8 protein-coding genes are annotated in these 13,831 nt (G+C 61.4%); 4 read left to right on the top strand and 4 right to left on the bottom strand.

From position 1 onward, the window contains the following. Positions 1-31: 31 nt before the first annotated feature. The 3 genes from ABD837_RS24615 to ABD837_RS24605 all read right to left on the bottom strand — a co-directional run bounded on the left by ABD837_RS24615 (position 32) and on the right by ABD837_RS24605 (position 6,507). Positions 32-3,175, bottom strand: a complete 3,144-nt coding sequence (locus ABD837_RS24615; protein WP_345059912.1) for a TonB-dependent receptor — start codon at positions 3,173-3,175, stop codon at positions 32-34. 175 nt (positions 3,176-3,350) lie between these two features. Next, positions 3,351-4,466, bottom strand: a complete 1,116-nt coding sequence (locus ABD837_RS24610; RefSeq protein ID WP_345059909.1) for an inorganic phosphate transporter — start codon at positions 4,464-4,466, stop codon at positions 3,351-3,353. 166 nt (positions 4,467-4,632) lie between these two features. Continuing rightward, complete coding sequence (locus ABD837_RS24605; RefSeq protein ID WP_345059906.1) at positions 4,633-6,507, bottom strand: M1 family metallopeptidase; 1,875 nt, start codon at positions 6,505-6,507, stop codon at positions 4,633-4,635. A gap of 188 nt (positions 6,508-6,695) precedes the next feature. Here ABD837_RS24605 and ABD837_RS24600 point away from each other — a divergent pair, with 188 nt between their 5' ends. The 4 genes from ABD837_RS24600 (at position 6,696) to ABD837_RS24585 (ending at position 12,347) form a co-directional block, all read left to right on the top strand. Then, entirely contained in the window at positions 6,696-9,065 is a 2,370-nt protein-coding gene (locus ABD837_RS24600; protein ID WP_345059903.1) for a mechanosensitive ion channel family protein, read from the top strand. A 99-nt stretch (positions 9,066-9,164) separates the two neighbouring features. Further along, a complete protein-coding gene (locus ABD837_RS24595) occupies positions 9,165-10,055 on the top strand; it encodes a Tle-like phospholipase domain-containing protein (protein ID WP_345059900.1) in 891 nt (296 codons plus the stop codon). Between the two features lie 154 nt (positions 10,056-10,209). Then, complete coding sequence (locus tag ABD837_RS24590; protein ID WP_345059897.1) at positions 10,210-10,842, top strand: hypothetical protein; 633 nt, start codon at positions 10,210-10,212, stop codon at positions 10,840-10,842. Positions 10,843-11,768: 926 nt separating this feature from the next. Then, positions 11,769-12,347 carry a type 1 glutamine amidotransferase domain-containing protein gene (locus ABD837_RS24585; RefSeq protein ID WP_345059895.1) on the top strand — a complete coding sequence of 193 codons (579 nt, stop codon included), beginning with the start codon at positions 11,769-11,771 and terminating at the stop codon, positions 12,345-12,347. A gap of 312 nt (positions 12,348-12,659) precedes the next feature. Here ABD837_RS24585 and ABD837_RS24580 read toward each other — a convergent pair whose 3' ends face one another. Then, positions 12,660-13,826: an alpha/beta hydrolase family protein gene (locus ABD837_RS24580; RefSeq protein ID WP_345059892.1), complete on the bottom strand. Its 1,167-nt coding sequence runs from the start codon at positions 13,824-13,826 to the stop codon at positions 12,660-12,662. Between the last annotated feature and the right edge of the window lie 5 nt (positions 13,827-13,831).

Below are 13,831 nucleotides of genomic sequence, written 5' to 3'. Positions count from 1 at the left end.
ACTTTGCAATATTGGCGGCCCGCCACAGCTCCTAATTAAACGAGTAGCGCAGGCCCAGCTGCCCCTGCCAGCGCGAGCTGATGGGGTCGGTTTGCCAGGGCGTGCCGGTGGGGTTTTTGAACTGGTAAACCGGCTTGTTGTTCTCGATGCGCAGGAAATCGAGCAGGGCGTAGCCCGAGTTATTGATGTTGGGCACGAAGTATTGACGACCCCATTCATTGTTCAGGAGGTTGCCGAGGTTGAGCACGTCGAGCGTGATTTCCAGGCGCTGGGTACCGGCCTGCGTGAGGGGCAGCTTGGCCGTCAGGCGCAGGTCGAGCTGCTGGGTCCAGGGCGTGCGGGCGGCGTTGCGCTCGGCGTAGCTGCCGCGGCGCCCGGCGAGGTATTCGTTGTTATTGATGTAGGCGTCGAGCTGCTCGTACTGCTGCTGAGCCGAAACGGGCGCGCTGCCCGTAATATCAGCCAGCACGATGTCTTCGCGCTTGGCCGGGATGAAAAGCAGGTCGTTTTTGGCCGAGCCGTCGCGATTCACGTCGCCTTCGTACACAAACGAGAACGGACTGCCCGAACGCGCGATGTACACAAGGCTGGCGCCGAGGTTCACCTTCTTCAGGTTCAGGTTGTAGTACACGTTGCCGATGAACTTGTGGCGCAGGTCGAAGTTGGAGTAGGCCAGGGCGGGGCTGTTGGCCACCAGCGACTGGTTCCACTCGTAGTTGGCGGCCGGCGACACGCGCACGCCGTTCACGATGTCCTTGCTCTGGCCGTAGCTGTAGCCGGCCGAGGCCTCCAAGTGGTCCTGGATGCGCTTATTGAGCGTGAAGGTGGCGTTGTAGTTGTAGCCTTGGTTGGTGTTGCTCATCACAAACACGTTGGTGAAGGCCGGGTCGATTTTGGCCGCGTTGCCGGTGTTGGTGAAGTAGGGCCGCTGGTCGGCGCCGGCAAACGTGGACTTGGCATCCTTGAAATTGATGCTCTGAAACAGCATGCCGCTCACCACTTTCGAGAACAGGCCCTCGGCCGTGAAGGTGAAATCGCGGGGCAGCTTCACGTCGAACGCCAGTGTAGACTTCCAGTCGCGGGGCAGCTTGAAGTCGTTGTCAATCAGGTTGATTTCGGCAATGCCGGGCTGCACCGACTGCAGGGTCGACAAATCTTCGGCAATGCGCAGCACGCCAGTGGGCTTGTAGTCGATGTTGTTGTAGCGGTTGCCCGAGATGTAGTGCGCGTAGGCGTACCACACAAAGGGAATTCGGCCCGTGAACAGCCCCGAGCCGCCGCGCACCTGCATGGTGTTGGCCTCGTTCAGCTGGTAGTTGAAGCTCAGGCGCGGGTTGAACTGCGGCACGCCGCCAAACTTGTTCTGGTACTGCGCAAACTGCGGGTTCTTGAACACGGCGGGGTTCACGGGCACCTTGTCGGGGTGCAGCTGCATGTCGAGGCGCAGGCCCAATTGCACGTTCAGGCGGTTGGTCACGCGATAGTCGTCCTGGGCGTAGGCGCTCAGCAGCAGCACCCGATAATCAGCCGACGGCTCATTTTTGTTGAAGGCCGCGTCGTTGTTTTCGGTGTTGTACACGCCGCGCACGCGGTTGGGGCGGTTGGCCAGAAACGCATCCACCGAGGAATACTGCCAGCGGCCGTTGAAGGCCGTGAGGAAGCGGTATTCGATGTTGTTCAGCTCGTTGGAGGTGCCGAAGGTGAGCGTGTGCTTGTCCTTGAAAATCGTGAGGTTGTCGGTAATCTGCGTGGTGTTCAGGCTGGAGCCGAAAATGGCGGCCTCACGGTAGGTGCCCGCATAGATGATGGTGGAAGCGTTGTAGTTGATTTCGAGGTGCGGGAACAGGCGGTTGTCGTAGCTCCGGTTTTCGTTCACGGTGTTGAAGCCGACAATCAGCTGGTTGGAAACCTGGTTGCTGAGCGTGCTTTTCAACTCGGCCACCAGGCTGTTGGTGCGGCTGTTGTGGCGAAAGCCCTGGTTGCCGTAGTTGAGCACCGTAGGCGAGCGTTCGAGGTTGTCGGCAAAGCCGGTCACGTAGTTGTCGCGCAGCGTGAGGCGGTGCTTTTCGGAGAGGTTGTAGTCGAGGCGCAGCAGAAATTTGTCGCTGTTGCGCTTCAGGGCAGCTTCGCCAAACGTGCCGGGGTCGTAGCCGTACTGCGCCTTCAGAAAGTCGCTCACTTGCTGGGCCACGGCTGCCGGCACGTTGGCGCCGGGCGTGCCGGGCGCGAACGACACCGGCTCCTCGCGGCGCTGCAGCTCGTAGTTGCCGAAGAAAAACAGCTTGTTTTTAATAATAGGCCCGCCCAGGCTGGCGCCCGACTGGATGTCGTAGTAGTTCTCGATGGGTGTGCGCAGGCCGTCCACGCTCTTGCCCGTGATGGCCTGGTTGCGGGCGTAGCTGTACACGCTGCCGGCCACCCGGTTGGTGCCGCCCTTGGTTACGGCGTTGATGTTGGCGCCCGTGAAGTTGCCCAGCGTGACGTTGAAGGGCGACAGCACCACCGAAATCTCGTCAATGGCATCAATAGAAATGGGCTGGGTGCCGGCCAGCGCGCCGGGCGTACCTGCCGCTACCGTGCCCGCCGCCCCGCTGGCCGGCTCCTGAAACCCCAGCACGTCGTTGGTGGCCATGCCGTCGATGCTCAGGTTGTTGAAGCGGTAGTTGGAGCCGCCAAAGGAGTTCTTGTTGCCTTGCGGCATCAGCTTGGTGAGGTCGCCGAGGCTGCGGTTCACCGTGGGCGTGTTCTGGATGGCCGTCTGGCCCAGGTGGTAAGCCTGGCCGTTTTTGTCGGTCGTGAAGGGGTCGCTTTTGTTGGCCGTGACCTGCACGCCGGCCAGCTCGGTGGCCGTTTCCACCAGCGAAAAGGTTTGCCGGGCCACCTTGCCCAGGCTCAAATACAGGTTTTCCTGCACCTGCGGCGCGTAGCCCACAAAACTCACCTGCACCTGGTAGGGGCCGCCGGGCTTGAGATTGTTCAGGAAGAACTTGCCGCTGGGGTCCGACTGCGTGCCGCTGCGGGTGCCCGTTGGCACATGCGTCAGCACCACCGTGGCGCCCGGTATGCCTTCGCCGGTTTTGCTCACAACCGTGCCTTCAAATGCGCTGGTTGTGAGCTGGGCAAAGGTGAGCAGCGGTAGAAAAGTGGCGAGTAGGAGGAACAGGACCTTTTTCACTAGTGGGTATTTGTGATAACGGCGACGAGACGCAATATTTTGCGTCTCGTCGCCGCTGATGGTGATTAATCTGCGCGGTTTTGCGCGGTTTTGCGCGGTGTTGTGTGGTTCGGAGCAGTTCGGTGCGGTGCTGGTCGTTCAACGACGAGACGCAACATGTTGCGTCTCTACCTCATCACCGGCCCAGGGTGCGAAAAGCAAAATAGAAACCCGCGCTCAGCAGGGCCGCCACCGGCAAAGTTAACAACCACGACAAGCCAATCTTGGCGATTTCCCGGGAGTTGGCCGTGCCATTGACCAAGCCGATGCCGTAGATGCTGCCCACCGAAACGTGCGTGGTGGACACCGGCAGGCCAAACTTGCTGGCCACAATCACCAGCAGGCTGGTGATGAGGTTGGCCGTGAAGCCCTGGCCGTGGTTGAGCTTGGAAATCTTCTTGCTCATGGTGTCGGCTACTTTGCGGGCGTTGAGCAAGCCGCCAATGGCCATGGCCACGGCCAGAATCAGGACGTTGACGGGCATGGCGAAGAACTTGCACACCAGCAGCAGGCCCAGCAGTTTCGGCGTATCGTTCAGGCCCCGGGCGAAGCTCATGGCAGCGGCACTGGCGTAGTGCAGGTTGTTGATGAGGGGCTGGAAATTTATGCCCAAAAAGGTGCCCTGGTAGAGGCTCTGGCACTCGGCCTGGGTGGCCACGCCGGCCTGCAGCGTGGGCAGCGCCGTGAAGGCGGCGGTGGGCGCCGAGGCCACCGGTACCCAGGTGTTGCCCACGCACACGCACGATTCTTCGCTGATGCCGGCGGCCTTGCGCCCTTGCCGGAACAACACGTACACCAGGCTGCCCAGCCCCACGGCCAGCACCGGTCCCAGAATCAGGGGCAGGAAGAAGGTGCTGCCCAGCTTCGAGAAGTTTACCGCCGTGCCCATGGCCACTAAGCCGGCTCCCACCAGGGCGCCCACCAGGCCGTGCGTAGTTGAAATGGGAAAGCCGTAGCGCGTGGCCAGCAGCACCGTGATGCCCGCCGCCAACGCCACTGCCAGCACAAACGCCGCCGACCCAATAATCTCATCGGGCACCAGCCCCTTGCCCGAAAAATTCTTAATCAGCTGCTCGGCAAAGAAGTACGAGCACACCGAGCCGGCAAACGTAGAAACAGTGGCCAGCAGCAGCGCCGGGTTGTAGGCCAGGGTGCCGCTGCCCCACAGCGTGGCCACCCCCTTAAAGTTGTCGTTGGCGCCGTTTGAATACGTGAGCAGCACGACGGCTAAAAAGAGGAGAATTAAGAGCATACGCGGGCCATTAACGAGGTAAGCAAAAGCCCCTCGCCTTATTATAAACGAGGGGCTTTGCGGCACAACTTACGACCAGGATTCCGCTATTGGTTTGGTTTTATCAGGAAATTGTCGTTGAGTTGTTACACACGACCTGCTCCGGCGCACAGAGCGCCTGCCGCAGCTACCGCTGCGTCCAGGTGTTATTCTCCTCGTTGGCGTCCATGAAGATGCCGCCTTGTATTGTCACAGCTTTTGGAGTTTTGGGTAGTGAAATGTAGGCTTGCCGCGGGTCGGTTTTCCATACGGCAGGCGTTTGGTGCAGAGTAGCTTTGCTGCCGTCTGTATACTCCACCATCACATCGAACGGCACGGCGAAACCGCCGAAGTTTTGGACGGTGACGCCATTGCCGGCAAAACCGAACACCGCCAAATCAATGTAGCCGTTGGTGAAAAACCAGTTGTTGAAGAACCAGGTCAGGTCCTGGCCGCTGGCGCTGCTCATCGAGTTGAAGTAGTCCCACGGAATGGGGTGTTTGCCGTGCCAACGGTCCATGTACTCGTGCAGGGCCTTCTTAAACAGCGCATCGCCGAGCATGTCTTTCAGGGCCAGGTAGCTGAGGGAGGGCTTGCCGTAGGCGTTGTTGCCGTAGCCGGCCTTCAGCTCGCTGCTCGGCGTGATGATGGGCAGGTCCTGCGCCGTGGCGGCGTCGTGAATCCAGCGGTTCACCCGAAACATCTTGTAGAGGTTGTCGGCGGCTTCCTTACCATTTTCGGTGCGCCCGATGAGCAGCTCGAACGTGGTGGCCCAGCCCTCGTCCATGTAGGCGTAGCGGCTTTCGTTGATGCCCATGTAGAAGGGGAAGTAGGTGTGCGCGATTTCGTGGTCCTGCACAAACTGCGCAAACTTGGGGTCCTTCTGCGGGCTGTCGTTCACCATCATCGGGTATTCCATGTCGGCAAAGCCCTGGAAAGCCGTCATCTTGGGGAAAGGGTAAGCCACACCGGGCCAGTTATTGGGGTTCGAAAACCAGCCCAGCGCATACTGCGCGTTCTTCACCGACTGCCGGAAATCGACCGTGGAGTCGGCATAGGCGGCCTGCACGCTGGCGCGACGCTTGGCTTTGGCATCCACAACCACGCTGGCGGCGTCCCACACGTAATGGTCGCTCACGCCGAAGGTGACGTCGGAGATGTCTTTCGCGGTCCAGACCCAGGTGTTCAGGGGCTGCTGCGCGGTGATGTTCTTCTTAGCCAAATCGGCGGCGGTAGCGACGTGAATTACGGCATCACTGGTCATGGATTTGTCAAGGCGCTTGGCCGCGGCTGGCTGCAGCACCTGCTTGGGGTTTTGCAGGGTGCCGGTGGCCCACACAACGTAGTTGGCCGGCGCCTGCACGCGCAGGGTGTAGTCGTTGAAGTCGTTGTAGAACTCCTTGCTGTCCACGAAGGGCACCCGGTCCCAGCCGGCGTAGTCATCGTACACCGCAATGCGGGGGTAGAAGTAGGCCAGGAAGTAGGTGGTGGGGTCAATCATGCCCTCGCGGCCGCTTTCCTTGGAGATGGGAAAGTGCCAGGACACGGCAAATTTTACCGAATCGTGCGGGGCGAGCGGGCGGGCCAGGCGCACGTTCTGCACGGTGCCGAGGCCCTGGCCGGCCGGCATGGGACGGGTTTGGCCGGCTACCTGCAGCGTATCGACCACCAGCCCGGTGGTGAGGTAGTCGGGCGAAGCATCCCCGTCGCGCGACACGCCGGGCCGGTGAATGTTCATGATGAGGCGCATCACCACCTGCCGCAACGTGTCGGGGCTGTTGTTGAAATAGGTGATGGTTTCGCGGCCGCGAATGTCACGGGCCGGCGGCGCAGCCTGCACCGTGATGTCGTAGCGGGCGCGGTTCTGCCAGTACTTGGGGCCGGGGCGGCCGTCGGGGCTGCGGGTGCCTTTGGCGAAGGCGGCCTTTATGTCGCGCGGCTGGTACAGGGAAGTGGTTTGGGCCAGGGTCGGCTCGGCCAGGGCACCGAGCAGCAGCAGGGGCAATAGTCGTTTTATTTTCATTGCGGAGACAGACGCGGGAGGAATGATGGCGTTGCAAAAGTGCCGGGGCAAAAGTAGGAGTTTGGTTGCGTGGGGCGCTCCCCGCGCCATCGGTTGCGGTAGCCCCGGTCGATGCAATGCTCCCGTTCAGCGAGGAGGCGTTCGGGCCTGTTGGGTTTGCGCGTACTTTTCCGGCCTAAAACCTTTTCATGCCCGCTCCGAATACCTCGCCGGACCTTGCCAGTCCGGTTGCCTGTTTTACCAACCCGGCCTGGCTGCGCCGGCTGGTTCTGCTGTTGCTGGCCGGGCTGATAGCCGCCAGTGCCACAGCTCAGCCATCCCGCGCCCGGCCCGCCGCCCCCGATACCGTGACCCACGACGACGCCCACCGCCTCGAAGTGGCCTACACCACGCTGAGCGGCATTTCGGGGCAGGTGCGCAACGTATTCGACTCGCGCGAAGTAGCCGAGGAGTTGCCTGCCATCGAGGAAAACCTGCACGCCATTCGGCACAGCGTGGCGGAAACCGGCCAGGTGGTCGACATCAAGCAGCTGCAGATGTGCCAGCTCATGCTCGTGAACATTCAGGAGCAGCTGGCGGAATGGCGCACGGCCCTGGGCGGGGCCCACGAGGAACTCGAAGGCATGCAGGCCCGGCTCACTGGCCTGGCGCACCCACCCATTCGGCCCGCAGCGACCGATGTCGCGGCCCGGGCCCTGGCGCACGCCGACTCGGCCCTGCAGCTGCGGCAGCAACTCATTGGTGGGCTGTTGGCCAAGCGGTTTGAAAGCACCCGGCAGCTGCAAACGCAGGTGGCGGCCAGCTATATTCAGACGCTGGAATTGCAGGACGAGGTGGGCGACCAGATGCGCCGCTTCGGCCGCACCACCATCAAAGCGGCCTTCCCGCCGCTATGGGCCGCGCACACTGCGCAGTCTTCCCTCGTCGATGCCGACCACGCCGCAGCCGACCGGCGCGAAATCATCAACTTCTACTTCGCCAACAATTGGGACAACTGGGCCTTTATGGGCCTGATTGGGCTGGTGTTCTACGGCTGGGTCAGCTTCAACTACCGCCGGGTGCAAAAGCGCACGCTGGCGCTGGAAGAGGACTTCCGCTACCTGCGGCCGGGGCCCCTGGCAGCTACCAGCGTGGTGGTGTTTAGCCTGGCGCCGGCCCTGGAGCTGCACCCGCCGCCCGTGTACCTGGCCCTGCTGCAGGTGCTGTTGCTGGTGGCCCTTACGGCCGTGTTTGCGCGTAGCTGGGCGCGGCCGTTGTTTCGGTATTGGTTGGGGCTGGTGGTGTTTGTGGTGGTTCTGTCCATCACCAATGCCAACGCCGCCACCGGCCTGGGTGCCCGCTGGGGCCTGTTGGTGCTGAACGTGCTGGCCGCCGGCCTGGGCGCGCTGCTGCTCCTGCGCCTGCGCGAGACCATGAAGCTGCTGCGCTTCCTCATCCCCGTCATGTGGTTATTTATTGGGCTGAACGTGCTGGCGGTGGTCTGCAACGTGTTTGGGCGGCTGAGCTTGGCCAAGATGTTCGGCACGGCGGCCATTTTCGGGCTCACGCAGGGCATTGGGCTGGCGGTGTTTGTCGAGCTATTTACCGAAGCGTTTCACCTGCAGATTCTCGGTACCCGCTCGGGCAATGGGGGCCAGGCTTCTTTCGATTTCGACAAGATTGAGAAACACCTACTGCGCCTGCTTACGGGCGTGTCGGCGGCCCTGTGGCTACTGGTATTCACCTCCAACCTCAACCTGTATTCCACGCTCTACGCTGGCATAGGGCAGGTGCTCACGGCGCCGCACACGCTGGGCAGCACCGAGTTCACGCTCGGCAACATCCTGCTGTTCTTCTTTATCCTGTTCGTGTCGGCGCAACTGCAGCAGTACATCGGCTACTTTTTTGGCGATGTGGGCGAAGATGCCAGCGCCGAAGCGCGGCACCGGGGCTCGTGGCTGGTGGCGCTGCGGCTGCTGCTGGTGGTAGTGGGTTTCGCGCTGGCCACGGCGGCTACCGGCTTGCCGCTCAGTAAAATTGCTATCGTATTCGGGGCGCTCAGCGTGGGCATTGGCCTGGGCCTGCAAAGCATTGTCAACAACCTGGTTTCCGGCATTATCCTGATTTTCGAGCGGCCTTTCCACGTCGGCGACTTCATCGAAGTGGCCGGCAAGTCGGGCCGGGTGCTCGACATTGGCATCCGTTCCAGCAAGCTCACCTCGCTCACAGGCTCCGAAATTATCCTGCCCAACGGCGACTTGCTCTCGCAACACGTCATTAACTGGACGCGCACCAACGACCACATCCGCGTCGACCTCGTTCTTAAGCTCGCCCCTGGCACCGACTTGCAAACCGACCTGCAAACCGCCCGCCAGCTGATTGAGGAGGAAGTGAAGGCCAGCCCCTACACCCTGCACAGCCTGCCCCCCGAAATCCTGCTCAGCAGCATCAATGCTCAGCTTTACGAGCTGAAAGTGCTGTTCTGGATTACCAACATCCGGCAGGAGCAGCTCACGAAAAGCGAGATTCTGGCCGGCATTTACCGGCGCTTCACGGCGCAGGGCCTGCTGCTGAGTTAGGGATACTGATAATCAACAATGCGAGCCCGGCTTATACCTTTTGCTTACCTGCCAAGTCGATTGCTGATTAGGGAAACGTGTGCTATTGTGTGGTTGGGAATGCTACTGCTTGCCGGCTGCCAGCGTCCCGAAGACGTGGTGGTCGGCATCAAAGGCACGCAATACCACCGCACGCCCGCCCAAATGGCGCAGGGCCAGCTAACGGCCGACTTGGACGATATCGACTATCAGCTGGTAAGCGACATGGCCATGTTGAGCGCTATTGTGTATTCGGGCGCAAAAGTCACTGGTCACCGCCCTGATTACCGCCAGGACACCGTTAAGTATGCCGTGGAGCGGCGCGAGCTGGCCCGGCGCGGCTGGCGGCCCTTGTCCGTGGGCTACTCATCGGCCCCGGTGGAAGGAAAATTGACTGCTGGCGGCCTGGTGTACGATGTTTGGGTACAGACCCCAGCTGGGGCGCCACCGTTGGCGGTGCTGGTGTTTCGGGGTACCAACTACCTGGAATTCGCCGACTGGGTGGCCAACACGCGCCCGCTGACCAACAACCCCTGGCTCTGGGACCAGTACGAGCAGACCCGCGCGCTCACGCCGGCCGTGGTGGCCAAAATCGACTCGGCTTATGGCGGGCAGGTACGGATTTTCGCCGCCGGCCATTCGTTGGGTGGCGGGCTGGCCCAGCACGCGGCGCTGGTGAGCCCGCGTATCGAGAAGGTGTTCGCCTTTAACTCCTCGCCACTGACCGGCTACTTCGACTTGCCCAAAAGTGAACGACTGCATCATAATCGTCGGCTGCGCACCTACCTCGTGTACGAGAGCTACGAGGTGCTGACGCTGTTTCGCTTCGTGCCCGTCTACCTCAACCGCTTCGCCAAGGATGCCGACCTCGTGGTGGTGCGCTACAACTTCGCCACCGGGCTCGATGCGCCTTCGCCATTTCTGCAGCACCAGATGCAGCGGCTAGTGGCGGGGCTGAATGCGCAGAAGTGAGCGCCCGGCCGGACCCGTGTGGTTCCCGAAAACCAGTGATGGGCGTTTAGGAAGTGCAGGCGATGGAGCAGTAGCGCCTCTTGGTGGGGGGCTACAGGTTATGGCTGTATTGGCCGCTGGGTAGCAATTTTGCCGGATACCTTCTTTTTCTGCTATGAAACAAACCGTATTGCTCCTTCTGGCTTCAAGCCTCAGCCTTAGCTTGTGGACGGGCTGCCAGCCGCAAACTACTGCTGATAAGCCTACTGCCACCCCTGGTAAGCCGGGCTCGGGCCCGAATGAGAGAGCTGCCGTTCCCAGCCAGCCCCGCCCGCAAGTGCCGGCGTCCAAGCTGCCCAAAGGCGCAGTGAAGGGCGACTTCGACGGCGACGGCACCACCGAATACGTGTGGCTGGTGGCGCCCGAAGTAGTGGATGAAATGGAATGCAAGGGCGAATGCACCAGCTACCTGCGGTTCTCGAAGGCACTTTTCCCGGCCATTACCAGAGAGAATTGCATCGGCGGCGTGCCCACCAATCTGGGCGATTTGAACGGCGACGGCAGCGACGAAATCGGCCTGCTGCCGGATTGGTTCACCAGCTGCTGGATGAATTACTTCGTGTACACCTACCGCGCCGGTCAGTGGCAACCCCTGGTGGAACCCTTTGCCACCCACTGCAACCAGTGGGAGGCCGAAGCAAAGCCCATTGAAATAGACCCCAGCAAAAAAGGCTTCGTCCTGGTTCGGTACACCGACATGGACGATACCACATTTGCCGTGAAAACGAAATCGGTGCCGGTACTGTAGGATGCAAAACAAAAAGCAAGCCCCACCCAAATTAGTAGGTGAGGCTTGCTTTTCGGAATCCTAGTTGATTTTTGGCTTGCTGCCCCGGCCTTCATTAGCCGGGTGATTTGTCTCAGGTATTATCCGGCGTGGGCCACCAGCAGGCCAAGCAGGCCGAGCAGCGTGAGCCCCAGCAGGCGCGGAAGTAGCAATGAGGAACGGCGGGCGGGAGCAGTATTGAGCATGGCGGGTATAGAATAAATAAGGTGGAAGTAGTCAAATGTGCGTGCTGGCTTATTCCGATGCGGGCCAACTCGGCCACTGGCGGTAAGAAGTCGGCCAAAGTCGCCTGCCGGCCGACCACGGGTAGCGGAGCGACAACGCTGGTCCCAAGCGAAGGCGGCCCGCTTGTCTGCGAAAAACGCTGCTTGTCAGTCCTTATCGCACCGTCACGCCTTGGGTAGCCGCAGTGGCTCGGGGGCCGGATAGGCTGGTGAGGTAAGCGCGCAGCTCGGCGACTATGCCGGCCGGGTGCACCTTTCGTAATACCATCGAGTTGGAAACGAGATGAGCCTGGACCCTAAAAGTCAACAGCCCCAGAAGTGTAGGCAGCATTAGCCCCGGCAAGCGGGGCAACCCAGAGAACGGATGGTGGGAAGGTGGACAGCCAGCAGCAGGGGGAAGCCGATTCAAAGTCGGCGAATATCCAAAGGTGCTTTGCCAGGCCAAGCAGCCCAGGCCAACTCGGCTACTCGCGCACTATAATGGCCAAATTCCGGCCCGGGGCCGACTGCCAGAATTTGCTGCGTGCAATAGACCGTCAGGGCTCTGCTTATCAGGCTGGCAGCTTGTGAGCCCTAATCTTATCAAACCTGCGGCCTTCCCGGGCGTAAACCCTAGCAGCCGGGCATCCTTCCGGCGTCACACTTCCATCTTTCCAAAACGCCATGAGCATCTTCAGCAGCGACAAACTCAAGGGCAAGAAAATTGCCATTATTGCCACCGACGGCTTCGAGCAGTCCGAACTCGACGAACCCAAGAAATACCTCGAAGGCGAGGGGGCCGAAACCCACGTCATCTCCCTCAAAAGCGGCTCCATCAAGGGCTGGGATGGCCCCAGCAAGGACTGGGGCGATAAAGTTGACGTTGACAAGGTTATTACCGACGTGCAGCCGGCCGACTACGACGCCCTGGTGCTGCCCGGTGGCCAGATGAACCCCGACATCCTGCGCATGGACAAAGACGTGGTGAGCTTCGTGAAGCAGTTTGCCGGTTCGGGCAAGGTGGTGGCCGCCATCTGCCACGGCCCCTGGCTGCTGGTGGAAGCCGATGTGGTGCGCGGCAAGCGCGTAACCAGCTGGCCCAGCCTGCATACCGACCTCAAGAATGCCGGTGCCCACTGGGAAGATTCGGAAGTGGTGTGCGACCACGGCCTCATCACCAGCCGCAAGCCGGAGGACATTCCCGCCTTCAACAAAAAGATTGTGGAAGAGATGCTGGAGCCTCAACACGGCGGCCACAACTAGGCGGCCTTTCCGACTTCAGCTGAATAGTTGAACGGCAAAATAAGTGAACGTCATGCTGAGCATGACGTTCTTTTTGTTTCTACACGTCCTGCATGGTAAGTGCTCGTTCAAAAGTAAACGAGTAAAAGCACGTCATGCAGAGCGCAGCGAAGCATCTCGCGTGCAGCAGTAAATCAATCGTTTGACAATGCTAGCGAGATGCTTCGCTGCGCTCTGCATGACGGTTACTTTTGCTTGAGTACTTACTCACAAATTACCAAGCGCGTTGTAACAGTGCCAGCTTGGCTGACCAAACCCAGCCCGACGCGGCGGCTACCGCTGCGCGCTCAGCCAGCGCTGGATATCGACCAGCGCGCTGGGCGAGAGGGGCGTTTCGAAACCAGCGGTTTCCTTCGTGATTTGCAGCGCGTGATTGAGGCCCGGCAGGCGCAATTCAGTTACTCGCGTATTGGCTTTCAGGCCTTTTTTGAGCAGGCTCAGGTTGGCGGCGGGGTTCACTTCGGTGTCGTCGTCGCCCTGCAGCAGCAGCACGGGGCAATGTACCTGCGCCAGGGTTGGCAGCGGGTCGAACGACAGGTAGCTGCGGTAAGCGGGGGTGGTAAAGGCCTGCACGCTGGCCTGCACGTCGGCCGGTGCCATGGCGGGGTAGCGCTGGCGCAGCATGTTGCTGAGGATGGCGTGGGCTTGGGCGTTGTCGGGCGTCTGGCGCACAATTTCGAGCATGGCGCGCTGGTGCTTCACGCGGGCTTCCTGGTCGCGGCGCTGGGTTGCTTTCAGGCGCAGGCGCTGCTGGTCGAGGTAAGTTTGCACCTGGGCGGAGTTCGAGCCGGCGGCCCGCAGCTTGGCGGCTTCGGTTTGGGCCGTGGTTTCGGCCAGCCGGTAGGTGTGCTGCTGATGCGCTTCCAGGGTGTCGCGGCCCAGCACTTTGCCGTACATCACGGGCTGGTTGGCCAGCAGCTCGCTGCCCGTGAGTCCGGCGGCGGCCACGGCCACCACATAGGTAGGAGCGAGTGGGAGCGAGGCGGCCAGCAGCGCCACGTTGGCGCCTTCGCCGTGCCCAATCAGGCCCAGCCGCGTCACATCAACCTGGGGCTGGGTGCGCAAAAAGTTGAGCGCCGCAATGGCATCGTCGGCACGCTCGGCCAGCGTGGTGGCTGGAGTGGTGCCCTCGGAGCCGTTGTTGCCACGTTCGTGCAGGCGCAGCACAATCACGCCCTGGCTTACCAGTTGGTCGGCAATGTTAGTCAGCAGCAGGTTGTCGGCCGAGAGGGCGTGCGCGTCGGAGCCCCGCTCGGGCAGCAGCACGGCCGCCGCGAAGGGCCCGGTGCCGGTGGGCAGCTGCATCAGGGCACTCAGGTGCGCGCCGCTAACCGGTGAGGTTAGCTGCACCTGCTCGACCCGGTTGAGGGGGCGGGCGGCGTGGGCGGCGGAGCCCAGCAGGGTGCAGCAGGCAATCAGGAGGAGGCAGAGCAGGCGCATAAACG

Origin of the sequence: Hymenobacter glaciei (genome assembly GCF_039539585.1) — a bacterium.
GTDB lineage: Bacteria > Bacteroidota > Bacteroidia > Cytophagales > Hymenobacteraceae > Hymenobacter > Hymenobacter glaciei.
Note: the sequence above shows the minus strand (reverse complement) of the source record. Positions and strands in the feature narration are given on the sequence as shown.